Origin of the sequence: Pseudomonas sp. 2995-3, from assembly GCF_002742565.1 — a bacterium.
GTDB classification, from domain to species: Bacteria; Pseudomonadota; Gammaproteobacteria; order Pseudomonadales; family Pseudomonadaceae; genus Aquipseudomonas; species Aquipseudomonas edaphica.
This window is the reverse complement of record NZ_LJSB01000210.1, coordinates 78,877-101,057: the sequence shown is the minus strand read 5'-3', so window position 1 is coordinate 101,057 and position 22,181 is coordinate 78,877. Positions and strand designations below refer to the sequence as shown.

20 protein-coding genes are annotated in these 22,181 nt (G+C 60.6%); 14 read left to right on the top strand and 6 right to left on the bottom strand.

The genetic code is table 11. The features are described from left to right. Positions 1–40: 40 nt before the first annotated feature. Together AOA62_RS19420 and AOA62_RS19415 are read right to left on the bottom strand one after the other, a co-directional pair. Positions 41–1,414, bottom strand: coding sequence for an ATP-binding protein (locus AOA62_RS19420; protein WP_099549463.1), 1,374 nt, complete (start codon positions 1,412–1,414; stop codon positions 41–43). After that, on the bottom strand, positions 1,411–2,073 hold the full coding sequence (locus AOA62_RS19415; RefSeq protein WP_017135419.1) for a response regulator: 663 nt from the start codon (positions 2,071–2,073) through the stop codon (positions 1,411–1,413). Before AOA62_RS19415 ends, AOA62_RS19420 begins: the two co-directional genes overlap by 4 nt. 218 nt (positions 2,074–2,291) lie before the next feature. Between AOA62_RS19415 and AOA62_RS19410 the strand changes: the two genes are divergently transcribed. The 3 genes from AOA62_RS19410 to AOA62_RS19400 all read left to right on the top strand — a co-directional run bounded on the left by AOA62_RS19410 (position 2,292) and on the right by AOA62_RS19400 (position 6,265). Beyond that, complete coding sequence (locus AOA62_RS19410; RefSeq protein WP_099549462.1) at positions 2,292–3,560, top strand: exo-alpha-sialidase; 1,269 nt, start codon at positions 2,292–2,294, stop codon at positions 3,558–3,560. Continuing rightward, positions 3,560–4,171 carry a hypothetical protein gene (locus tag AOA62_RS19405; RefSeq protein WP_056858300.1) on the top strand — a complete coding sequence of 204 codons (612 nt, stop codon included), beginning with the start codon at positions 3,560–3,562 and terminating at the stop codon, positions 4,169–4,171. The genes AOA62_RS19410 and AOA62_RS19405 overlap by 1 nt, the downstream gene beginning before the upstream one ends. A 72-nt stretch (positions 4,172–4,243) precedes the next feature. Next, the gene (locus AOA62_RS19400; RefSeq protein WP_099549461.1) at positions 4,244–6,265 is read left to right on the top strand and encodes an LTA synthase family protein; all 2,022 of its coding nucleotides are present in this window, start codon (positions 4,244–4,246) and stop codon (positions 6,263–6,265) included. On the opposite strand, the gene AOA62_RS19395 is transcribed toward AOA62_RS19400, so the two are convergent. Continuing rightward, on the bottom strand, positions 6,266–6,640 hold the full coding sequence (locus AOA62_RS19395) for a cytochrome c family protein (protein ID WP_017135415.1): 375 nt from the start codon (positions 6,638–6,640) through the stop codon (positions 6,266–6,268). Positions 6,641–6,821: 181 nt separating this feature from the next. Between AOA62_RS19395 and AOA62_RS19390 the strand changes: the two genes are divergently transcribed. The 8 genes from AOA62_RS19390 to AOA62_RS19355 all read left to right on the top strand — a co-directional run bounded on the left by AOA62_RS19390 (position 6,822) and on the right by AOA62_RS19355 (position 14,638). Next, positions 6,822–7,202, top strand: a complete 381-nt coding sequence (locus AOA62_RS19390; RefSeq protein ID WP_017135414.1) for a response regulator — start codon at positions 6,822–6,824, stop codon at positions 7,200–7,202. Positions 7,203–7,396: 194 nt separating this feature from the next. Continuing rightward, positions 7,397–8,011 carry a biliverdin-producing heme oxygenase gene (locus AOA62_RS19385; RefSeq protein WP_099549460.1) on the top strand — a complete coding sequence of 205 codons (615 nt, stop codon included), beginning with the start codon at positions 7,397–7,399 and terminating at the stop codon, positions 8,009–8,011. Continuing rightward, positions 8,008–10,236, top strand: coding sequence for an ATP-binding protein (locus AOA62_RS19380; protein ID WP_099549459.1), 2,229 nt, complete (start codon positions 8,008–8,010; stop codon positions 10,234–10,236). Before AOA62_RS19385 ends, AOA62_RS19380 begins: the two co-directional genes overlap by 4 nt. 142 nt (positions 10,237–10,378) lie before the next feature. Further along, positions 10,379–10,576, top strand: coding sequence for a hypothetical protein (locus AOA62_RS19375; protein WP_017135411.1), 198 nt, complete (start codon positions 10,379–10,381; stop codon positions 10,574–10,576). A 108-nt stretch (positions 10,577–10,684) separates the two neighbouring features. After that, positions 10,685–12,583: an alkaline phosphatase D family protein gene (locus AOA62_RS19370; protein WP_099549458.1), complete on the top strand. Its 1,899-nt coding sequence runs from the start codon at positions 10,685–10,687 to the stop codon at positions 12,581–12,583. 166 nt (positions 12,584–12,749) lie between these two features. Beyond that, positions 12,750–13,133: a type II toxin-antitoxin system RelE/ParE family toxin gene (locus tag AOA62_RS19365; RefSeq protein ID WP_178075644.1), complete on the top strand. Its 384-nt coding sequence runs from the start codon at positions 12,750–12,752 to the stop codon at positions 13,131–13,133. Continuing rightward, the gene (locus tag AOA62_RS19360; protein WP_017135408.1) at positions 13,126–13,434 is read left to right on the top strand and encodes an XRE family transcriptional regulator; all 309 of its coding nucleotides are present in this window, start codon (positions 13,126–13,128) and stop codon (positions 13,432–13,434) included. Before AOA62_RS19365 ends, AOA62_RS19360 begins: the two co-directional genes overlap by 8 nt. 190 nt (positions 13,435–13,624) lie before the next feature. Then, positions 13,625–14,638 (top strand): sensor domain-containing diguanylate cyclase, encoded by a 1,014-nt coding sequence (locus AOA62_RS19355; RefSeq protein ID WP_099549457.1) that lies wholly within the window; start codon positions 13,625–13,627, stop codon positions 14,636–14,638. A 331-nt stretch (positions 14,639–14,969) separates the two neighbouring features. Here AOA62_RS19355 and AOA62_RS19350 read toward each other — a convergent pair whose 3' ends face one another. Continuing rightward, entirely contained in the window at positions 14,970–15,986 is a 1,017-nt protein-coding gene (locus AOA62_RS19350) for an amino acid ABC transporter substrate-binding protein (protein WP_026013555.1), read from the bottom strand. A gap of 223 nt (positions 15,987–16,209) precedes the next feature. Here AOA62_RS19350 and AOA62_RS19345 point away from each other — a divergent pair, with 223 nt between their 5' ends. After that, positions 16,210–17,460, top strand: a complete 1,251-nt coding sequence (locus tag AOA62_RS19345; protein WP_099549456.1) for an aspartate aminotransferase family protein — start codon at positions 16,210–16,212, stop codon at positions 17,458–17,460. On the opposite strand, the gene AOA62_RS19340 is transcribed toward AOA62_RS19345, so the two are convergent. Next, a complete protein-coding gene (locus AOA62_RS19340) occupies positions 17,457–19,472 on the bottom strand; it encodes a c-type cytochrome (RefSeq protein WP_099549455.1) in 2,016 nt (671 codons plus the stop codon). The genes AOA62_RS19345 and AOA62_RS19340 overlap by 4 nt on opposite strands. A gap of 64 nt (positions 19,473–19,536) precedes the next feature. Between AOA62_RS19340 and AOA62_RS19335 the strand changes: the two genes are divergently transcribed. Beyond that, positions 19,537–20,175: a DUF6622 family protein gene (locus AOA62_RS19335; protein ID WP_368665711.1), complete on the top strand. Its 639-nt coding sequence runs from the start codon at positions 19,537–19,539 to the stop codon at positions 20,173–20,175. Between the two features lie 70 nt (positions 20,176–20,245). Then, positions 20,246–20,965 (top strand): hypothetical protein, encoded by a 720-nt coding sequence (locus tag AOA62_RS19330; protein WP_099549453.1) that lies wholly within the window; start codon positions 20,246–20,248, stop codon positions 20,963–20,965. 117 nt (positions 20,966–21,082) lie between these two features. On the opposite strand, the gene AOA62_RS19325 is transcribed toward AOA62_RS19330, so the two are convergent. Then, positions 21,083–22,162, bottom strand: coding sequence for a pyridoxal phosphate-dependent aminotransferase (locus tag AOA62_RS19325; protein WP_099549452.1), 1,080 nt, complete (start codon positions 22,160–22,162; stop codon positions 21,083–21,085). Between the last annotated feature and the right edge of the window lie 19 nt (positions 22,163–22,181).

Genomic DNA, 22,181 nt, shown 5'->3' with positions numbered 1-22,181 from the left:
CGCCACAACGAGGCCGTTGGCTCGTAACAGGTGGGGATCATTAATCGGTTATGTTACGCGGCACTTTCTGGTCAAAAACCAACTGCGCGCACAAGCCGCCCTGCTCCAAATTTCGCAGGCTCAACGTACTGCCAATCTTCCCCACAATCATCTCCACAATCGCCAACCCCAACCCGGCGCCATTGGCGTTATCCCGGCTGTAAAACCGCTCAAACAAGCGCCCCACCTGCGCCTCATCAATCCCCGGCCCTTGGTCCTCCACGCGCAAACCATTAACGCCGATCACCACCCGTACCTCGCCACCCACCGGCGAAAAGTTAAGCGCATTGGTCACCAAGTTTTGCAGCGCAATCGCCAAGGCCACCGGCTCGGTTTGCACCCAACATTCTTCATCGCCTTCCAGCACCAGTTCCACGCCTTTCTCCATGGCCAGGGGCGTCAGCTCGGCGAGTTCTTCACGCACCAGTTCCGTCAGTTGCACGGGCTTGCGCACGGGGTTGCTCAGTTGTGGCTCGATGCGGGCCATGGTCAGCAGTTGGCTGCCAATGCGTGTTGCGCGGTCGACGCCGTTTACCAGAAAGTCCAGGGCTTCGCGCCGTTGTTCTTCGGTGGCAGCGCTTTGGGCGTTTTGCGCGTGGATGCGCAGGATCGCCAACGGTGTGCGCAACTCGTGGGCGGCGTCGGCGATGAAGCGGCGTTCGCGTTCCAGCAGGTCGTCCATCTGCACCAGCAGCCGGTTGAGTGCGGTTTGCATCGGCTCCAGCTCGCTCGGCAGTGGGTTCACGTGCAGCGGTTGCAAGGCGTTGGTGTTACGCCCGCGCAGCTTGCGGGCCATGGTGCGCAAGGGCGTCAGCCCCCAGCCAATGGCCAACCAGATCAGTACGGTCAGCAGCGGCACGCCTATCACGGTAGGCCAGAGGGTGTGGCGCACGATACGCTCGATCACACTCTGGCGAACGTCGTCACGTTCGCCCACCCATATCAGCAGGCCTTGTTGCGGGTCGGCGAGGAGGAAGGCGCACCAGTCGTTGCCGCTGTCCATCAGGTCATGGGCGCCGAGCGTAGTGGGCGGTGCAGTGAGGACAGGGGCTTCGGCAGAACGCATGAGCAGTTGCCCGTCGCTGCGCCAGACCTGGAAGGTCAGCCGGGTCTCATAAGGATGGGCCACGCCCTCCTCGCCCACGCGGCTCATGGCCTGGTCGAACGCCTCGTACAAGCGGCCCCAGTCTGCGTCGCCAGGTTCGCGCTGGCGCAGTACGCCTTGCAGCAGGCGGGCACTTTGGGCGAGTTGGGCGTCGTAGACTTCTTCGATTTCGTGGTGGCTGTCGCGCAGCACCAGCCAGCTGATCAGGGCGTCGCCGAGCAGGATCAGGACCAGCACCGGAATAATGATGCGTGCGCGTACCGAACTCATGGTTTGAGCGCCAGCACATAGCCCACGCCGCGCACAGTGCGGATCAGCTCTGTGGATAACTTCTTGCGCAGGTTATGGATCAACACCTCCAACGTATTGCTTTCCACCCGGTCCTGCCAGCCATACAGGGCGCGAGACAGCCGCTCGCGGGTCACAACTTTACCGGGGCGCACCATCAGTTGGTGCAGCAGTTGGTATTCCATCGGGGTGACGATGATCTCATCGCCCTGGTAGCGCACTTGCTGGGTGGCCGGGTCGAGGCTGACGCCGGCGTGTTCGAGCATGGGTTGGGCGCGGCCCTGGCTGCGGCGCAACAGCGCGCGCACGCGGGCTTTGAGTTCCTCGACGTCGAAGGGTTTGATCAGGTAGTCGTCGGCGCCGGCATCCAGGCCAGCGATGCGTTCGGCGGTGCCATCGCGGGCGGTGAGGATCAGCACCGGCAGGTCATGCTGCCCGGCGCGCAGTTGCTGCAACAGGTCGAGACCATCGAGGCGCGGCAGGCCGAGGTCGAGCAGCAGCAGATCAAAACTTTCGGTGCGCAGGGCGTGCAAGGCGCTGAGGCCGTCTTGCAGCCAATCCAGGGTGTAGCCTTCGGCGCCCAATGCCACGCGAATGCCTTGGCCGAGGGCGCGATCATCTTCGACAAGGAGTAGGCGCATAGCGAAATCTCTGTAGGAAACGGCGAAATCATGCCGGTTCTACGCAGGGCTATTCGGGCAAAGATGTTACGGCTCGTTGCCAACTAAGGTTGCGCTAAGGTTGGTTTTGCACTGTGCCGGCAGGTACGGGACCACCTGTCGTTATGCACGCTCACCGGCCGCAGGAAGCGCCTGCCGGGTGAACGTGCGCCGTCATCCTTTCTTCTCACAGGTTCCCTATGCGCTGCGCCCTACTGATCTTCAGCCTGCTAGGCGTCTTTATCGCCGCCTGGCTGAGCCATCCGCCCCACGTGCTGGCACCGTTTGCCCAGGCGAACCCGAGCCCGGCGAAGGTGGCGGCAGCCCCGCAATACACCAGCCGTTTTGTGTCCTCACAGCTCACCGACTTTGTGCACTCCTCCTCCGTGACCGCCCTGCCCGGCGGTGACTTGATGGCCGTGTGGTTTGCCGGCTCCCGCGAAGGCGCTGCCGATGTGCAGGTGCGCACGGCGCGGTTTGATGCACGCAGTGGCGAATGGGGCGGCGAGCAGGTGTTGGCCACGCGGGAAAGCACACGCGACGGCACCCAGCGTTACATTCGCAAACTGGGCAACCCGGTCATTGCCCTGGGGCCGGATAAACGCCTGTGGATGTTTTATGTGTCGGTGTCGGTCGGCGGCTGGGCCACCAGTGCGATCAACGTGATGGTCTCCGATGACCTCGGCGCGAACTGGTCGGCGCCTCGGCAATTGGTGACCTCGCCGTTTTTCAATATCAGCACCTTGGTACGCGCCGCGCCGGTGTTCCATGCCGACGGCTCGATTGGCCTGCCGGTGTATCACGAGTTCATGGGCAAGTTTGCCGAGTACCTGTACTTGAGTGCCGACGGCGCGGTGATCGACAAATTCCGTATCAGCCGCGGCAAACATTCGCTGCAGCCAACCATCGTGGCGCAAGACGGCCAGCGGGCCGTGGCGATGCTGCGCTACGCCGGTGAAACCCATCACCGCGTGCTCGCCAGCCGCACCGAGGATGCCGGGCAAACCTGGAGCGAGCCGTTCCCGCTGGAACCGGCCAACCCCAATTCTTCGCTGGCGGCCGTAGGGACTGAAGACGATGGTCTACTCGTCGCCCTCAACGACCTGCAAGACGGCCGCTTCAAGCTCAGCCTCTACGGCACCGACGCGCAAATGACGCAATGGCGCACGTTGGTGCAATTGGACCAGTCGCCGGACCCGCTCGGCCAACCGTTCTCTCCAGAGGCTTATAAAGAAATCATCGGCGAAGGCTTCCGCGCCTCCAGCGGCGCCAAGCGCCTGCCACTGGAACAGCGCTTTCTGAGCAACCTGGATTACCGCGTGTGCAAACCCCGTGGCTGTGATTTCGAATACGAATACCCGTACTTCAGCCGCAGCCCGGACGGCATGTACCACTTGGTCTACTCGTGGAATAACACCTTTATCAAACATGTCAGCTTCAACGAAGCCTGGCTGGCGGAGCGCTTGTGATGATGGCGTTGTGGCAAGCCCATTTGAGTTTTGTATTGCTGGGGTTTGTGCTGCTCAGCACGTTCCGATTTACCGCGCCGTGGCGGCCATGGTTGTTGCCGGTGTTGGTGGCGTTGAGCTTTATCCCGGTGAATGAGCTGCCGTTGGCCGCGTATGTACGCAGTTTTACCGATGACCTGGCGATTAGCACCTTGGTGTTGTTGGCGTGGGTGGCGGTGTGCCGGTTGGGGCTGGTGCAGCCGCTTGGCCGGCCACATCAGGTGCAACTGCTGGTGCTGTTTGGCGGGCTGTGCCTGGTGCTGTACCCGGCGGCGATGGGGCTGACGTATTTCGATCCCTACCGTTGGGGGTTTAACCCTCGGCCGATGATTGTGTTGATAGGCGCATTGACGCTGTTGATGCTGGCGCTGCGCAACAGGCTGGCGGTGTGGATGCTCGCCGTGGGCACGCTGGCATTTGCGCTGCGGCTCAAGGCGTCAGAGAACTATTGGGATTACCTGGTCGACCCGCTGTTGATGGGTTACTGCCTTGTAGCTGGATTAATGCAACTCAAACTGTGGGAGCTGGCTTGCCTGCGAATGCGCCGCCTCAGGCAGCACATCGGGCACTGACACACCGCTATCGCAGGCAAGCCAGCTCCCACAGTGGGTCTGCGTCGTTTTTTGAAATGGGGAAGGTTAACGATGACTGCGTTGCAATCACGCCGCCTGCGCTACGGCGTGGGCGCGATCGGGTTGGTGTTTGTGCTGCTGGCGGCGTTGCGGCTGGTGTTTTTAATCAGCTTTTCCGGCCTGGATTTAAATACCGAGGGCTTGCTGGAAACCCTCGGCATCGGTCTGCGTTTCGACCTGCGCCTGGCGGTGTTGCTCCTGCTACCCGTGGCCGTGCTCGCCTGGCTACCGCGCTGGAACCTTATCACCCTGCCCGCCCTGCGCTGGCTGGCACGCGGCTATCTGCTGATTGCACTGGCCGTGGTAGGCCTCATCTACATCATCGACTTCGGCCACTACGCCTACCTCGGCGTGCGCATCAACGCAACGGTGCTGCGCTATCTGCAAGACGCGCAGATTTCTCAACAGATGGTGTGGGAAACCTACCCAGTGCTGTGGATAACTGCCTGCTGGTTGGCGGCGGTGGCCGTGTGGGTGTGGGCGCTGGTGTGCCTGGAGCGATTGACGCTGGATCGTGCGCCCAAAACCATCGGCAAACTCACAGTGGCGTCGGTGTCCGTGATCGGTGTGGTCATTGTGCTGCTGGCCCTGCTGGGCCGGGTGGCCAATCTCAACCTGGAAAACCCGGTGCCGCTGCGCTGGAGTGATGCGTTCTTCTCCGGCAACAGCCAGGTCGCCGCCGTGGGCCTGAACCCGGTGCTGTTTTTGTACGACACGCTCAAGGTTGGCCAGTCGCAATTCGATGAAGCCCAGGTGCGCACGCATTACCCACAAGTGGCCGAGTACCTGGGCGTTGACCAGCCTGACGCGCAGCAGCTGAATTTCATCCGCGAACAAGGCGTGCAGCCTTACAAACTGGCAGGCGAGCGCCCGCCCAACGTAGTTTTCGTCATGCTCGAATCCCTGGGCACCAGCGCCGTGGGCGCCTATGGCAACCCGCTGAACCCCACGCCGAACCTGGACAAGCTGGCGACGCAAAGCTGGTTCTTCAAACACTTCTATGTGCCCGTCACCGGTACCGCCAAAACCGTGTGGGCGAGCATCACCGGCGTGCCCGACGTGACCCGCCAGGAGACCGCCACGCGCAACCCGCTGATCACGCGGCAACACACGTTGATCAACGCCTTCGAGGGTTACCAGAAGTTCTACATGATCGGCGGCAACGCTGGCTGGGCGAATATCAACGCGCTGATCCGCCAGAGCATCGACGGCGTGCAGCTGTTTGACGAAAGCCACTGGCGTTCGCCCCGCGTGGACGTGTGGGGCATCTCTGACCTGGACCTGTTCAAGGAAGGCGACCAACTGCTGCGCGCCGTGCCCAACGGCCAGCCGTTCTTTGCCTACCTGCAAACTTCCGGTAACCATCGGCCATTCACCATTCCCAAGCAAAATGATGGTTTCCAACTTAACAACGTAACTCTGGAACAAGTCCAGGCTGCCGGTTCGCGCAGTGTCGAGCAATACAACGCAGTGCGCCTGCTGGATTACAACATCGGCCGCCTGATGGACATCGCCAAGGCCGGTGGCTGGTACGACAACAGCATTTTTGTGTTCTTCGGCGACCACAACACACGCATCAGCCAGATCCCGCACATGGCGCCAGCTTTTGAGCAACTGGGCCTGGAAAGCAACAACGTGCCACTGCTGATCCACGCGCCGGGGCTTGAGCCACGCGTTATTGACGAGGCCGTGGGGTTGGCGGACTTACTGCCAACCGTGGCCGGCATGGCGGGCGTGCCGTTTCGCAACGGCGCGATGGGCCGCGATATCCAGCAGCCGGCGCCGGAAGGCGAACGAGTGGTGCCACTGGTGCTGCACGAGGGCACCTTCCCGATTATCGGCGGTGTAACCCAGCACTTCCTGTTGCAGATGCAGCACGACGGCGGCTCACCAACCCTGCACGACCTGGCTTCGCAAACTCCGCGCGAAGATGTAGCCGAGCAGCATCCCGAAGAGTTTCAGCGCCTGCAGGGGCTGACCCGTGGGCTGCATGAAAGTGCGCGGTTGATGCTGTTCAGGAACGTACGCGAATGATTACTTGGGTTGGAAGGTTTCCAGGTAGGCCAAGATGTTTTCGATCTTTTCCGGGTCGCTGATACCCCAGAAGATCATGCGCGTACCGCTCACCACCTTCTTCGGCGCTTCGATATAGGCCGCGAGTTTGTCGCGGGTCCAGACCACGCCGGAGTTTTTCATTGCGTCGGAGTACTGATAGTCCGTGGTGGTGCCGGCAGGTCGACCGATGATGCCGTTAAGCTCAGGCCCGAAGCCACCGCGTGCGCCTTCACCGATGCTGTGGCAGCCGCCGCAGGTTTTACTGAACAGTTTGCCGCCCGCCTCGGCATCGCCGGCCGCCAAGGCCGGGGCGGTGTTGAGGATCAGGGCGAGGGTCAGTAAGGTGTACTTCATGCAAGTCTCCACAGCAGGCAACGGTGCGCCAATTATGCCTGTATCCACCTTGCCGTGCCGCTGCGGACAACCCCACGCGACCGCTCTAAAACGACCACCCATCGTTTAAAAAACATCCAATCGAACCTATTCAGCCAGCGCCTACTCCACCCTACTGAACCCTGATGGTGGAGTAAGGATCATGGCTCAGCCATCGATTTTGGTATTGGAAGACGACGAAATCATTCGTGCGTTAATGGTGGATGTATTGGAGGACTTCGGGGCTCATGTGACGTCGTTTCCTTCGGCGGATGAAGGCATGATTTACCTGGAACGCGGCGATGATCCGGTAGACCTGATCGTCAGCGATATCCAGATGCCGGGGTTACTCAATGGCTATGACTTGAGCAAAGTGGTCGCGCATCGCTGGCCGTCGGTGCCGGTGGTGCTGACCTCGGGCAATACCAAGCTGGCGGCGCAACTCGGCGGCTCTGTACGTTTTTTACCCAAGCCCTGGAGTGCAGAGCACTTGGTTGAGTGCGTGCAAACCGCACTGACCCAGCAAGGCGCCTCCATGCACTAATAGCGTCGCGACATCACTTAAACCGAACTTGCTGCAGTGCCCTGTGGTCATTTATTACGCAAGGAGCGACTTTTCTGATCCGCCGGTCAGGCTTTTCGCCTTGTGCGTACAGTTGACGGCAATGACTTGTGTAGAATCGTCGCCCATTTCACGCGTCATTCATGGCCTTAAGGCCCACAGTTCGAGCTTATTGAATGCATTCACAGGCCCATGACGTTAGTGCGCCCTCATTGCTGGAAGCGTTGCGCACAGGCACGGGTTTGCTGCATGTGGCGTTGGAAAAGCGCTTGCCGTTTTTCTCCGATCAGTTGGATGCTGGCGGGTATCGGCGCTTGCTCCAGGCGTACTACGGGTTTTATGGGCCGATGGAAGCAGCGCTGTACGCCAGTGGCTTGATCCCCGACGGGTATGACGCTGTACTGCGTGTGAAAACCCCCACACTGCTGGGCGACTTACGCGCCCTTGGCTTGAATGATTACGCCATCAACGCCTTGCCCCGCTGCACCGAACACCCGACCTTCGACACCCCCGCGGCCTGCCTCGGTGCCCTGTATGTACTGGAAGGCGCCACCCTGGGCGGCCAAGTGCTGCGCCGGGAAATGGCCCGGCGCCTGGACATACACGCCGATAACGGCGGAGCGTTCCTTGATGTATACGGCGCCGAAACCGGTCGACGCTGGAAAGACTTTCTCGATTACCTGGGCCGCCTGCCGCTGGATGCTGACGCAAAACAGCGCGCGGTCGATGCGGCCCGCTCCACATTCAGTGGCTTCGAGCATTGGCTCGCCCGCCAGGAGGTACTGCTATGAAACCCGACGATTTTGAAGAGCTGCTTGCCAACTGTGCCGACGAACCGATTCGCTTCCCGGGCGCGATCCAGCCCCACGGTGTGCTGTTGACGTTGTCGGAGCCTGAGCTGCGCATCACTCAGGTCAGCGCCAACGTGGCCAGCCTGTTCGGCCACGCACCCGAAGCGCTGTTGGGCCAACCGCTGCACCAGTTAATTGGCGTTGAACCTGCCCAAGCCGTGCAATCGATCGCCGAAAACAACGCGTTTCTCGACGCGCCGGCGCTGCATGTCACGCTCAATGGTGCGCCATTTGAAGGCTTGCTGCATCGCCATCAAAACGTGCTGGTGCTGGAATTTGAGCCGCGCCTTGAAGATTTCAAACCTCGCGCCCTGAATGGTCGCACCAGTGACCTGGGCAAGATGCTGCAACGCTTGCAGTCGGCGAAAACCCTGCAAGCGCTGTACGAGATCAGCGTGACTGAAATCCAGGCCATGACCGGTTACGACCGGGTGCTGATCTATCGCTTCGAAGAAGAAGGCCACGGCCAGGTAATTGCCGAAGCGTCGGCGCCGTCCATGGAGCTGTTCAACGGGCTGTTCTTCCCCGCGTCCGACATTCCCGAGCAGGCCCGCGAGCTGTACCGCACCAACTGGCTGCGCATCATCCCGAACGCTGCCTACGAGCCGGTGCCGCTGCTGCCCAAGCTGCGTCCGGGCACTGACCAGCCGCTGGACTTGAGCTTTGCCACCTTGCGCAGCGTGTCGCCGATTCACTGCCAATACATGCAGAACATGGGCGTGCTGTCGTCCATGAGCATCTCGTTGATGGCCGGCGACAAGCTATGGGGCTTGATCAGTTGCGGCAACCGCGAGCCCTTGCTGGTGCCCAACGACCTGCGTGTTGCTTGCCAGACCATCGGCCAGGTGCTGTCGCTGCAGATCAGCGCCATGGAAGCCCTGGACTTGAGCCGCCAGCGCGAAGAAAAAGTCGAAGCCCTGGCATTGCTGGACCGCGCGATGAAAGCCTCGGAGCAAAACGTCTTCGATGGCCTGGCCCAGCAGCCGCAGGTGCTGATGGACCTGACCCTGTCGGGCGGCGTGGCGATCATCGAAGACAAACAACTGCACCGTTACGGCAATTGCCCCGAGCCTGCGCAGATCCGTGCGCTGCACAAATGGCTGCAAGAAAGCGACGAGCCGGTGTTTTCCAGTCACAACCTGGTCTCGGTATACCCGCCTGCCGCCGAGTTCCAGCAAGTGGCCAGTGGCGTTCTGGCCATGAGCCTGCCCAAGCCTGTGGATAACGGCGTGTTGTGGTTCCGCCCGGAAGTCAAAGAGAACATCAACTGGAGCGGCGACCCGAACAAGCCGTTGAACCTGGAAACCTCCGACGCCGGTTTGCGCCTGCGCCCACGCACCTCGTTTGAAATCTGGAAAGTCGAGATGGCCGGTATCTCCACCAAGTGGAGCCACGGCGACCGGTTTGCCGCCAACGACCTGCGCCGTTCCGCCCTGGAAAATGACCTGGCCCGCCAAGTGTTGCGCGAGCAGCAAGCCGTGCGCGCCCGTGATGAACTGGTGGCGGTGGTGTCCCACGACCTGCGCAACCCGATGACGGTCATCTCGATGCTCTGCGGCATGATGCAGAAAGCCTTCAGCTCCGACGGCCCACATACCTCACGGCGAATTTCCTCGGCCATCGACACCATGCAACAGGCCGCCGGGCGTATGAATGTGCTGCTGGAAGACCTGCTCGACACCTCGAAAATCGAGGCCGGGCGTTATGTGGTCAAGCCGGTGTCGTTGGACGTCAGCCAGATGTTCGAAGAGGCCTATTCGCTGCTCGCACCGTTGGCGATGGAGAAAGGCATCGACTTGTCGTTCAACGCCGAGCCCGGCCTGCTGATCCATGCCGACCCGGAGCGCCTGTTCCAGGTGCTGTCGAACCTGATCGGCAATGCCATCAAGTTCACCCCGCGCCAGGGCAATATCGGCATCAGCGCCATGAGCAATGGTGAAGATATCGTGTTTTCGGTGCGCGACTCCGGCGAAGGCATTGCGCCTGAGCAGTTGCCCCATGTGTTTGATCGCTACTGGACCCAGACCGAAAACAACCCCACCGGCAGCGGCTTGGGGCTGTATATCACCCAAGGTATCGTGCAGGCCCACGGCGGGCGGATTGAGGCTGAGAGTGAGTTGGGGCGTGGCAGTGAGTTCAGGTTTACGGTACCCAAGTCTGTCTGAAACGCATTCAGTCCTACGGATATTAAACATGCAGAAACCCATGGCCGGGAACGTTAACCCGGCCAGCGCCACTGAGTGGGTGCGCAGTCAAAGGGAGTATTGATGCGAGAACATCCCTCCAATTGAGCAAGAGGTTTTTCCCATGAGTATCGTCCACATGCTGCCCGGCTTTCAGTTCAACATAGCTTTCCAACTGGCCAACCAAATGGCTGAAATCGCCACCCGGTCCGCTGAAAAGCCCTCACGTCCTGACAGTAACCCCATGATGCAAAACGCACCGCCCAAGCCCAAGCCTTATCGAACGTCCCTGGAATCCCTGGGACAAGGCCATCTGCTCTAACACAACAAGGGTAATCGGCTGCAAGGTATCTGCGGCACGCCTTTAACAAAACGCTGACATCCTCTGCGTTACCCTTTTAAGTCCTACCTTGTATGAGCTGCTTGCTTCATGCCGCCATCCGACACACTGCCCGCCGTCATTGCCGGCCCACTGCTCAGGCGCCTGGAACCCCAGCGTCTGGTGATCTGGCTGGTGGGCAGCCGTGTCCTGCCATTGTGCTTAAAGCTGCAAGTGCCTCAAGGCCAAACGCTGACGATCGATCTGGACACCCAGCAGTGCCAAGTCGTGCCCGTTGGGCGCCACGCCTTTATCCACCTGATCGACGTTTCCCTGAGCGAAGCCCTGCCGCTGGACGTGAGCATCGACTACGACCTGCTGGTCGACGGCTGTGGCATTGCGCATTGGGCGCCGCACCTGCTGTATGCCGATGCTCCATCGGCGAATTTCGTAGTGCATAGCCGCATCCACCAGTTGGTGCATGGCTCGTGCCGCAAACCCCATCACCACGCCAATGACGGTTTGCTGTGCGTCGACCGCCTGCTGGCTGACGCGCGCACACCGGCCGAGCGCCCGGCGCTGCTGATGATGAGCGGTGACCAGGTCTACGCCGATGATGTGGCCGGCCCCATGCTGCGCGCGATTCATGCGCTGATCGCACGCCTGGCGTTGTTCGACGAATACCTGGAAGGCGCCGTGGTGGATGACAGCGCCAGCCTCTACGGGCATCGCGCCAGCTATTACCACCGCGCAGATCTGCTGCCCGCACTGGACAGCAACGAGACCCTGCGCGAACGGTTTTTCGGCGGTGTGAAAAAACCGATCTTTACCAGCAGCACCGCCGACAACCACCTGGTGACCTTTGCCGAAGTACTGGCGATGTACCTGTTGGTATGGTCGCCCACGCCCTGGACGTTGATCACGCCACAGCCGCCATCATTAAGCACGCCGGAACACCTGCGCTACGACCACGAACAAGTGCAGGTCGATCGGTTCCGTGACGGCCTGCCCGGCGTTGCGCGGGTCTTCGCGCACCTGTCGACGCTGATGATTTTTGACGATCACGACATCACCGACGACTGGAACCTCAGCGCGCAATGGGAGGCCACCGCCTACGGCCATCCATTCTCCAAACGCATCATCGGCAATGCCCTGCTCGCTTATATGCTGTGCCAGGGCTGGGGCAACCAGCCAGATGTGTTTGGCAAACTGTTGGAACACACCCAGGCGCTGACCGCCAACGTTCAAGACAACCACTTGCACGCCAGTGCCCACGATGAATTAGTGCAAACCCTGCTGAAATTCCAGCACTGGCATTACGTGCTGCCCACCACGCCCGCACTGGTGGTGCTCGACACTCGCACCCGGCGCTGGCGCAGTGAGTTTGCGCTCAAGCAACCTTCCGGCCTGCTGGACTGGGAAGCGTTGAGCGAACTGCAGCAGGCCCTGCTGGACCACCCGTCGGCCATCATCGTGTCGCCCGCGCCGATCTTCGGCGTCAAGCTGATCGAGACGGTGCAGAAGGTCTTCAGCTGGTGTGGCTACCCACTGCTGGTAGACGCCGAAAACTGGATGGCCCATCGCGGCGCCGCCCAGGTGATCCTGAATATCTTTCGCCACTCGCGCACGCCAGGTAACTACGTGATCCTGTCGGGCGATGTGCACTACTCGTTCGTCTATGAAGTGCTGATTCGCCACCGCAGCGCCGGCCCAAAAATCTGGCAGATCACCAGCAGCGGCATCAAGAACCAGTTCCCGGCGCGTTTGCTGGAATGGTTCGACCGCCTCAACCGCTGGCTCTACTCACCGCGCTCGCCCCTCAACGGTTTCACGCGCCGGCGCACCATGCAGGTAGTGCCGCATATCCCGGAACACGCCGAGGCGGGTGAACGGCTGTGGAATTCGGCGGGCATCGGCCAAGTGTTTTTCAATGCGCAGGGCCAGCCGGAGGGGATTTACCAGCACAACGCGGATGGCAAGCCGCGAACGCGCATGGTGGCGCCGAAGTGAGTTTTCTTACGCCTGGCAAACCAATCTCGCACATACCATTCAGAAAACTCACAACTCTTTATTTTTACTGATTTTTTTTGAAACGCTTCAACCTCAGCCACTCACAAAATAAGTGCCAGGCTCTGACCAATCTTCGCGAAAAGACCCTTCAATCGCTGATTGCCTTATGAACCTATTTTGGTGCACTCTCTGTGAACGACTACCTCTCGTGTTGAACGTCGCATTTTACCGAACCGAGGCTGGCAACGAGCCCGTGCGTGAATGGCTGATGGAACTGCCCAGGGAATCAAAAAAGCTTATAGGCACTGACATAAAATCGGTCCAACTCGGATGGCCGCAAGGGATGCCATTGGTTAGGAAGCTGGAGCATCGCCTTTGGGAGGTCCGAACCGATCTTGGTGAAAATGCTGCACGAGTCATTTTTACCTTGGTTGCCAGCCAAATGGTTTTGCTGCATGGCTTTATCAAAAAAAGTCGAAAAACACCTTTAGTCGACCTGAACACCGCCAGACATCGCAAAAACAAGCTTCGAGGAACATCCCATGAATAAGCATATCGGCTCCAACTTTGATGATTTTCTCAGCGATGATGGGCTCATAGAGGAAGTCTCTGCAGGGGCGTTGAAGCGTGTTATTGCCTGGCAGCTGGCAGAGGCGATGAAGGTGCAGAAGGTCAGCAAGAAAGCGCTGGCAGAACGTATGCATACCAGCCGCACCGCCGTAGATCGAGCGCTGGACCAAAACGACGCGGGCATGACGCTGTCCACCCTGGCCAGTGCGGCAAGGGCTCTGGGTCAACATGTCGAAATACGCCTCGTATCGAACACGCAAGCAAGGCCCGCCAGGGCGTGAAAGCTCGTGCCAGGCGAGCACAACGTATGTCGCCCCACCTGCTGATTAATGGCCTATCGCCACACCACTAAAGCAGCACACTCATCCTATTCAAAGCGCGCAAGCCGCGATGTAGAGTAACCTCAGCCACGGTGTACCGGCGTCAATGAAGACTGGCCTTGGAAGCCAGCACAGGCAGGGAAGTGCACAGATGAACGAGACATCCGGCAATAAACCGCTGCGCAATAACTTTTCCGAACTCAACGCCGACATGTTGCATGCGGTGATGGAACTGGTCAGCGACGGCATCTGGGACTGGAATGCCAACACGGGTTTCGTGTACCGCAGCCCCGGCTGGTACATGATGCTTGGCTACCCCCGCCACTCCCTGGAGAACAGCGTGTTCACCTGGGAGAACGTGATCCACTCCGAAGATTATCCACGCGTCATGGCCGTATTTGATGACTACATCAGCCAACGCGCGCCCCATTACCAGGCCGAGTATCGTTGCCGCAAGGCTGACGGCACTTACTTGTGGATCGAAGACCGTGGCTACGTCATTGCACGTAACCCCGACAATTCAGTGGCACGCATGGTCGGCGCACACCGCGATATCCATACACGCAAAATCTCCATCGAACAGCTGCAAAAGCGCAACCAGTCGCTGGAAGCGCTGGTGGCCGAACGCACCCTTGAGTTGTCACGGGTCAATCAGCAACTGCAAATGCAGTTGGACGAGAACCGCTCCCTGGCCGAACAGGATGCCCTGACACGCATCGCCAACCGTTATCGCCTGGAAAAGGTGCTGCTGGAGGAGTGCGACCGTGCCGAGCGCTTCCGCGTACCGCTGGCCTTGGTGGCCATGGATATCGACGACTTCAAGCCGATCAACGACAAACATGGTCATGGCGTCGGCGACCAGACCCTGGTGAGCGTGGTAGACAGCCTGGAAACCTGTATGCGCCAAGGCGACTTGCTCGCACGATGGGGTGGCGATGAGTTTATGGTGATCCTGCCCAAAAGCAGCTTGGACACCGCCAGGCAATTGGCCGAACGTATCCGTCAGGCCATCGCCGAGATGCCCGCCGTGGGCGACTTCAAAGTCACCCTGAGCCTGGGCGTGGTGGAGCGGCGAATGGGCGAAACGCCCGCCGCCTTGATGGCACGTGCCGATCAAGCACTGTACCGGTCCAAAGCCGCCGGCAAGGATGTGGCCTCGGAGTGATGTGGGAGCTGGCTTGCCTGCGCTAGCCGTGTGTCAGTAACCGATGCACTCACAGGTAGGCCGTCATCGCAGCATAGATATCTACACATACCACGTCTGTGACAAGTGGGCTGTTGTGGCGAGCAGGCTTGTCCTGCGTTGGGCTGCGCAGCAGCCCCAAAAAACAGACGCAGAGTTCTTTCAGGAGTATCACGGTACCCGCACTGGGGCTGCTGCGCAGCCCAACGCGGGCAAGCCCGCTCGCCACAGAGGAGTGTGGCGGCCTTAGAAAGTTGTGGAGATACCTGTGGCCATCGCAGGCAAGCCAGCTCCCACCTGAGGCAGTGTTCAGTCAACGCACCGGCGGTGCGTACTGGATGCCGCCATTGCTCCACAACGCATTGAGCCCGCGCTTGATCTTCAGCACGCTGCCCTGGCCGATATTGCGTTCGAACACTTCGTCGTAGTTGCCCACTTGCTTGACGATCTGCACCACCCAATCCTTGCGCAGCTTCAGGTCTTTGCCGTAATCGCCGTCGGCCCCGAGCAGCCGCGCAACGTCGGGGTTCTGAGTGGACTTGGCCTGCGCCTCGACATTCTGCGAGGTGATGCCCATTTCTTCGGCATTGAGCATGGCAAACAGGGTCCACTTGACGATGCTGAACCACTCATCGTCGCCCTTGCGCACCAGCGGCCCCAACGGCTCTTTGGAGATCACCTCGGGCAGCACCACGAACTCATCCGGGTGGGCCATCTTGATGCGCTGGGCATACAGGCCCGACTGGTCGGTGGTGAGCACGTCGCAACGCCCGGCTTCCAGGCCCTTGGCGCTCTCGTCGGCGGTGTCGAAGGTGATCGGCGTGTACTTCATGCCGTGGGTACGAAAATAATCGGAAACGTTGAGTTCGGTGGTGGTGCCGGCCTGGATGCAGACGGTCGCGCCATCGAGTTGCTTGGCGGCGGTCACGCCCAACTTGTTGTTGACCAGAAAGCCGATGCCGTCGTAATAGGTCACGCCGGTAAACACCAGGCCCATGCCGGAATCGCGGGAACTGGTCCAAGTGGTGTTGCGCGAAATCAGATCGATTTCGCCCGATTGCAGCGCGGTGAATCGCTCCTTGGCGGTCAACTGGGTGAACTTCACTTTTGACGCATCGCCGAACACAGCCGCGGCCACGGCGTGGCACACATCAACATCGATGCCGGTCATCTTGCCCTGGCTGTCGGGCACGCCGAAGCCCGGCAGGCCGTCACTGACGCCGCACTGGATAAAGCCTTTTTTCTGGATCGCGTCCAGGGTCACGCCCGCGTGGGCACTGCCGGCAAGCGCCACGGCCGTGGCAGCGATAAGGGTTTTGAGGTGGTTCATGCGAGGCACTCCCTGTGAGTCTTTTATTATTCGGCGCCGCACTGCCCGCGCCGGTTTCTGAGGTTGCCCGGCAGTATTGTCAGGTTTGCAGCGTGGCCACAAACGACCTTTAGGCAACAGCTCCTTCCGATTTGGAATGACCCGGCGACTTTATTTCGTTTGCGGCAAAGCCGGGCGCGCGGCTTAGATAAATACACGCCCGCCACTGCCGAGTCCCCGATTCATGAGCCGCGAAAGCATCAGCCAGTCGATTTCCATCGTTCACCCCATCAGCCTCAGTCACGGTAAAAATGCCGAAGTCTGGGACACCACGGGCAAGCGCTATATCGATTTTGTCGGTGGCATTGGCGTGCTCAACCTCGGGCACTGTCACCCAGGCGTAGTGGAAGCGATTCGCGAACAAGCCACCCGGCTCACCCACTATGCCTTCAACGCCGCGCCGCATGCGCCCTACATCGAGCTGATGGATCGCCTTTGTGCGTTTATCCCGGTGGATTACGCGGTAAGCGGCATGCTCACCAACAGCGGCGCGGAAGCGGCGGAAAACGCCTTGAAAATCGTGCGCGGCGCCACCGGCCGCACGGCGGTGATCGCCTTTGACGGCGCCTTCCACGGCCGCACCCTGGCCACCCTCAACCTCAATGGCAAGGTGGCGCCCTACAAGCAAAAGGTCGGCGTGCTACCCGGCCCGGTGTATCACCTGCCCTACCCCAGCGCCGATAACGGTGTGACCTGCGCCGAAGCCCTGAAGGCCATGGACCGTCTGTTCAGCGTGGAAATCGACGTCAACGATGTGGCCTGTTTCATCATCGAGCCGGTGCAGGGCGAAGGCGGCTTTCTGGCCCTGGACATCGAGTTCGCCCAGGCCCTGCGCCGCTTCTGTGATGATAAAAACATCCTGCTGATTGCCGATGAAATCCAGTCCGGCTTCGGGCGTACCGGCCAGCGTTTTGCCTTCTCGCGCCTGGGCATCGAGCCGGATCTGATCCTGCTCGGCAAAAGCATCGCCGGTGGCGTGCCATTGGGCGCGGTGGTCGGGCGCAAGGCGCTGCTCGACAACTTGCCCAAAGGCGGCCTCGGTGGCACCTATTCCGGAAACCCAATTGCCTGCGCGGCTGCTTTGGCAACATTGGATGCGATGACCGACGCGCAATTGAAAACCTGGGGGTCACAGCAGGAAGCCGCCATCGTTCGCCGTTATGCCGCCTGGCGCGAGCAGCAACTGTCGCCCTATCTGGGCCGCCTGACCGGCGTGGGTGCCATGCGCGGCATCGAGCTGGCCCATGCCGACGGCACGCCCGCTCCCCAGCAACTGACCCAACTGCTCAGCCTGGCACGCGATGCCGGCTTGCTGCTGATGCCCAGCGGCAAATCGCGGCATATCATCCGCCTGCTGGCACCGCTGACCACTGAGCCTGCGGTGCTGGAGCAAGGCCTGGATATTCTCGAGACCTGCCTTAAGCAGTTGAACTAGTAGCGCGCATCCACGGGCTTGCCGCCGTTGGGCCAGTCTCTGACCTTGTCCGGGAAATCCGGGCGCGGTTGGCCGGAGAAGTACGCCGCCACGTCCACAGCTTCCTGGTCCGACAAACCGCCCTGCCCCAACGGGAATTTTTCGTGGAAGCCGATCGGCATGTTGCGTTTCACAAACGCCGCCGCGGTGTAAGGCCGTGCCATACCGGCGCCGATGTTGAACGACTGCTCGCCCCACAATGGCGGGTACACCAGCTCGCCGTCGGAACGCACCAGGCCTTGGCCGTTATCGCCATGGCACACCGCGCATTGCTTGGTATACACCTGCTTGCCGTTGACCAGATCCGGCTTGATCGCCGGGTCGATCTTGCCCACGCCGCGCCCGGCGACTTTATCTTCAGGGCGGGTGTTGTTTTTCATCCAGTCAAAGTAGGCGACCATCGCCTGCATATCCGCCGACTGCGGCGCCAGCGGCTTGCCGTTCATGGAACGGCGGAAACAGCCATTGATGCGCTCCTCCAGCGTCACCACCTTGCCCGCACGCGGCGCGTAACTGGGGAAGAACGCCGACACACCCACAAACGGCGAACCATCCGCCACGGTGCCGGCGTTGAGATGGCAACTAGCGCAGTTGAGCGAATTGCCGACGTTATCCGGCAGCAGCGCCTTGGTTTGCAGGTGCAGGCGCATGCCGCGAATAACCTGGTCGGCGTTGGGTGCGGCGAGCAAATTCGCCAGCCTTGGGGTTTCGAAGGCTGACGAATCGGTGGTGTCAGGGTTGAGTTGGTCACGCAGTTTCTTCACTTGGCCCGCATTGATTGGCGTGCCTTCGTTGCCCCAACGGGTGCGCACGAAAGTGAGAATTTCGGCGATTTCCTGATCGGCCAGTCGGCTGAAACCGGGCATGGTGTAGACCCTTGGGTGGGCGGCGGTTTGCGCGGTTTCCCAGCCGGTCAGGGTGATATGCAACAGCGAAGTCGGGTTGTTCGAGGCAATGCTCGGGTTACCGGCCAAAGGTGGAAACAGGCCTTTTACGCCAGCGCCGTCACTGCGGTGGCAATCACTGCAAAACTGCATATAGCCCAGGCCGCCACGGCTGGTGAACAGGTCGGCTGGCGGTGCGGCCGGTGCTTGGGCGACCGCTGGCATTGGCAGATCATCTTTACCGGGCGGCAGGGATTTGAGGTAACTGGCGATGGCCGTGAGGTCGTCGTCACTGAAATGCTGGGTGCTGTGGTGGATCACATCGGCCATGTTGCCAGCGACCGTGGCAAAGCGGTTCTGCCCGGTCTTGAGCAGTTGCACGGTGTCTGGCACCGTCCACAGGTTGCGCAGGCTCAGGGCGCGCCAGTGCTCGACGGTTTCACCGGCCAGGTAATGCCGGCCGCTGCGGCCCGCATCGCTCATGGCTTTTTCCTGGAAGGCGATGCCCCGTGGCGTGTGGCACGAGCCGCAATGCCCCAGGCCCTGGACCAGGTAGGCACCACGGTTGAGCACCCCGCTACGCTGCGGGTCAGGTTGGAACGGTTGCTTGTCGAGAAAGGCAACATTCCACAGCGCCAGGCCCCAGCGCTGATTGAACGGGAAGCCCATGTCCGCCTCAAGGTTGGCCTGTTGCACCGGCTCCACGCCTTGCATCAGGTAGGCGTACAGGGCGCGCATGTCCTCTGCGCTCATCTTCGCGTAGGACGGATACGGCATCGCCGGGTAAAGGTTGATGCCCGCCGGCGTCACGCCTTCGCGCATCACCTTGTCGAACTGCTCGAAACTGTAGTTGCCGATACCGGTGTCGCGGTCCGGTGTGATGTTGCTCGAATAAATCGTGCCCATCGGCGTGCTCAGCTCCAGCCCGCCGGCCATCACCTGACCTTGCCTGGCGGTATGGCAGGCGATGCAGTCGCCCAGTTGGGCCACGTATTGACCCTGCTCGATTTGGGTTGGGGCGGCGTGCAGAGGTAGCGCAAGACACAGCGTCGCCCCCAGCAAGGCCAGGCGGGACAATGAAAAGGCCATTGCATTAATCCTTTAATAACCTGGCGTGGAGTAGTCCCCTCGGCGCAGGCCAGCGGTTGTTTTTATGGGTTCATCAGGCCGCTGTGTTGTAACGGGTTTTGCGCTGGAGGGTGTTGATGTGGGTCAGCGCCAAATCGATGGACAAAACGATGATGGCTCAACGACTATCAGCGCCACCAAACCCCGCAAGGAAGCACCCATGCTCGATATCCTCCAAGGCACGCCCCTGTGGGTGTACGCCATCTACCTGTGGATTTGTTATTACGGCATCAAGGCCTGCATGGGCGGGCGTGAGAATCGCCGCTCGCTGCTGATTTTGCCGGTGGTGCTGGTGGTGTGGTCGCTGATGTCGCTGGCGCCCTCGATCCTGTCGAGCGGCGCCTGGGTCGCGGGTGCGCTCGCGGGCAGCCTGCTGGGGATGTTGCTGTTCAACGCCGACGGCGCCCGGCTCGATGCCAATGGCGAAACGCTGGTGCTGGCGGGCACCTGGAAAACCCTGCTGATCTCGCAGCTGTTCTTTGCGGTGAAGTACTACTTCGGCTATCAGCAGGCCGTGCATCCACTGCTGTTAAGCACACCTGAAATGTTGATGGCCGTGGGCGGTGTGTCGGGGTTTACCGTTGGTCTGTTCTGCGGGCGGGCCGTGCGCTTGCAGCGGGCGCTGAGCGCATTACGCGGCGATAAGGGCAGTGTGCTGCCTTGACCTGATCTCCCATGCCGCCGAAAATGCGCGACGCTTTTTTGTCTCCGTTTACTGAAGTAGTGAAATTTCAATGTCTGATTCTTACACCGAACACGCCGCCGAAGAATCCGTAGTCGCCCTGCACTCGAAGGCCGAATACGAAAACGCCATCAATCTTTCACAGCATGTGCCTGCGGCCAAGATCATCAGCGAGATGGTGCTGGACGCGTTCCACACCTCCAAGGAAAGCGACCAGATCCGTGAACTGCGCGTGGCCATTCGCCAGGCCCATGACGCTTTCGACGACGACAAGGCCTACGACCTGATGGGCCAGCTCAAGCAACTCAAGGATGCCGAAGCGGCCGACAACATCGCCCTGGAAGACTTGAGCAGTAAGTTCTCGATCAGCCGCATCCTCTCCAGTTTCAAGGACGACCCCGAGTTCCAGGAGCTGGTCTACGGCCTGGCCCTCAAGGTGCTGAACCAGTCTCACCAGGCCATCAGCAACCCAAGCGCCGGTAAGGGCAAGGCTGCACGGGCCAAGAAAGAAGCCGAAGTGTTTGTGATCAGCAAGGATGGCATCAGCGTCACCCTGCCGCTGCGCACGCCGCGCTCCAAGCTCAACGTTGACCGTGAGGCATTCGAGTTTTTAGGCTTCAGCTTTGTGGGTGAAGGTGATGAGGCTGAGCTTGAAACCGAGAGCTTTGTGGATAACGCCGGCGCCGAGCAGCCGTTGAGCCGCAAGAGTGTGATTACTGCGCTGCAGCAGCAGACGGCGTTTGATGGGTACAGCATCGCGCAGCAGCAGTAACGCATTGCTCAAAAGGTGGGAGCTGGCTTGCCTGCGATAGCATCACCTCGGTTTGCCTGATAGACCGAGGTGCTGCTATCGCAGGCAAGCCAGCTCCCACATGGGTTTTGTGTTGCTTTAAAGACTCGCGAACACCTCGCGAAACCGCGCCATCTCCTGTTTGTTGCCCACCGTCACCCGCACCCACTGCGGCCAATCCTCCCACACCCGCCCGACCAATACGCCCTGTGCAGCCAGCTTCTCGATCACCTGTTCTGCAGGTTGTTTCACGTTAATCATGAAGCAATTGCTTTGCGACGCGGTGCAGGTAAAATCCCGCGCCTTGAGCCAGGCCACGGTTTCGTCACGCAGTTGGGCATTGAGCGCCTTGCGTTGCGGCACCAGCTTGAGGTCGTCCAGGCTTGCCCGTGCTCCGAGTAACGTGGACGCCGCCGGCACATTGTCGCCACCAAACACTGCCAGGCGTTCCAGCAACGCTGGGTGGCCTACCGCCAAGCCCAGGCGCGCGCCGGCCATGCCGTAGATTTTCGAGAAAGTGCGCAGCACCAGCAAATCGTCGTGGTCCTTGACCCAACTCACGCAGCTTGGGGCATCGCAGAAGTCGATGTAGGCCTCGTCCACCACCAGCACGCAGCCTTTGGGTTTGTTCGCAAGCGCCTGACGGATCGCTGCGGTGGGCGTCAGGGTGCCGGTCGGGTTGTTGGGGTTGCACAGGTACAGCATGCCCGCGTGAGGGTCGGCGGCGAGCATGGCCGGCACGTCATGGGCGTGGTTGGCATTAAGGCTCACTTCGTGCACCGGCGCCTGCCAGGCTTCGGCGGCCTGACGCGGTACTTCATAGGACGGCGTGGCCATCACCAGACCACGAGTCTGGCTGGTAAACGCCAGCACCGCGTAGCGCAAGGCGGCCATGGAGCCGGCAAATACAGCGACCTGTTCTTCGACAAGCCCGTGCGCCTTGGCGAACTGCTCGGCCAAGCCGTACATGTAACCATAGGGGTACAGCCCGGAGAGGCCGATGCCACGCTGCATCGCCTCGCGGGCGGAGTCCGAGGGACCGTAGGGGCTTTCGTTGTAATTAAGCCGCACCGTGTCCGCCGGAGCCGCTGGCTGGCTGGCGACCGCCCAATCCAGGCGGCCCAGCACCGGCAGGGCCGCGCCAAAGGCGAGAAGAGACCGACGACTTACGCTGAACATGGCGCGACTCCTTGTAGAC

Excerpts from the sequence above, each read along its gene's own strand:
- AOA62_RS19415 (WP_017135419.1), bottom strand. The coding sequence starts at position 2,073 with ATGCGCCTACTCCTTGTCGAAGATGATCGCGCCCTCGGCCAAGGCATT.
- AOA62_RS19350 (WP_026013555.1), bottom strand. The coding sequence starts at position 15,986 with ATGAACCACCTCAAAACCCTTATCGCTGCCACGGCCGTGGCGCTTGCC.
- AOA62_RS19395 (WP_017135415.1), bottom strand. The coding sequence starts at position 6,640 with ATGAAGTACACCTTACTGACCCTCGCCCTGATCCTCAACACCGCCCCG.
- AOA62_RS19345 (WP_099549456.1), top strand. The coding sequence starts at position 16,210 with ATGAGCCGCGAAAGCATCAGCCAGTCGATTTCCATCGTTCACCCCATC.
- AOA62_RS19375 (WP_017135411.1), top strand. The coding sequence starts at position 10,379 with ATGAGTATCGTCCACATGCTGCCCGGCTTTCAGTTCAACATAGCTTTC.
- AOA62_RS19365 (WP_178075644.1), top strand. The coding sequence starts at position 12,750 with ATGAACCTATTTTGGTGCACTCTCTGTGAACGACTACCTCTCGTGTTG.
- AOA62_RS19355 (WP_099549457.1), top strand. The coding sequence starts at position 13,625 with ATGAACGAGACATCCGGCAATAAACCGCTGCGCAATAACTTTTCCGAA.
- AOA62_RS19380 (WP_099549459.1), top strand. The coding sequence starts at position 8,008 with ATGAAACCCGACGATTTTGAAGAGCTGCTTGCCAACTGTGCCGACGAA.
- AOA62_RS19385 (WP_099549460.1), top strand. The coding sequence starts at position 7,397 with ATGCATTCACAGGCCCATGACGTTAGTGCGCCCTCATTGCTGGAAGCG.
- AOA62_RS19370 (WP_099549458.1), top strand. The coding sequence starts at position 10,685 with ATGCCGCCATCCGACACACTGCCCGCCGTCATTGCCGGCCCACTGCTC.
- AOA62_RS19405 (WP_056858300.1), top strand. The coding sequence starts at position 3,560 with ATGATGGCGTTGTGGCAAGCCCATTTGAGTTTTGTATTGCTGGGGTTT.
- AOA62_RS19325 (WP_099549452.1), bottom strand. The coding sequence starts at position 22,162 with ATGTTCAGCGTAAGTCGTCGGTCTCTTCTCGCCTTTGGCGCGGCCCTG.
- AOA62_RS19335 (WP_368665711.1), top strand. The coding sequence starts at position 19,537 with ATGGGTTCATCAGGCCGCTGTGTTGTAACGGGTTTTGCGCTGGAGGGT.
- AOA62_RS19420 (WP_099549463.1), bottom strand. The coding sequence starts at position 1,414 with ATGAGTTCGGTACGCGCACGCATCATTATTCCGGTGCTGGTCCTGATC.
- AOA62_RS19360 (WP_017135408.1), top strand. The coding sequence starts at position 13,126 with ATGAATAAGCATATCGGCTCCAACTTTGATGATTTTCTCAGCGATGAT.
- AOA62_RS19390 (WP_017135414.1), top strand. The coding sequence starts at position 6,822 with ATGGCTCAGCCATCGATTTTGGTATTGGAAGACGACGAAATCATTCGT.
- AOA62_RS19410 (WP_099549462.1), top strand. The coding sequence starts at position 2,292 with ATGCGCTGCGCCCTACTGATCTTCAGCCTGCTAGGCGTCTTTATCGCC.
- AOA62_RS19330 (WP_099549453.1), top strand. The coding sequence starts at position 20,246 with ATGTCTGATTCTTACACCGAACACGCCGCCGAAGAATCCGTAGTCGCC.
- AOA62_RS19340 (WP_099549455.1), bottom strand. The coding sequence starts at position 19,472 with ATGGCCTTTTCATTGTCCCGCCTGGCCTTGCTGGGGGCGACGCTGTGT.
- AOA62_RS19400 (WP_099549461.1), top strand. The coding sequence starts at position 4,244 with ATGACTGCGTTGCAATCACGCCGCCTGCGCTACGGCGTGGGCGCGATC.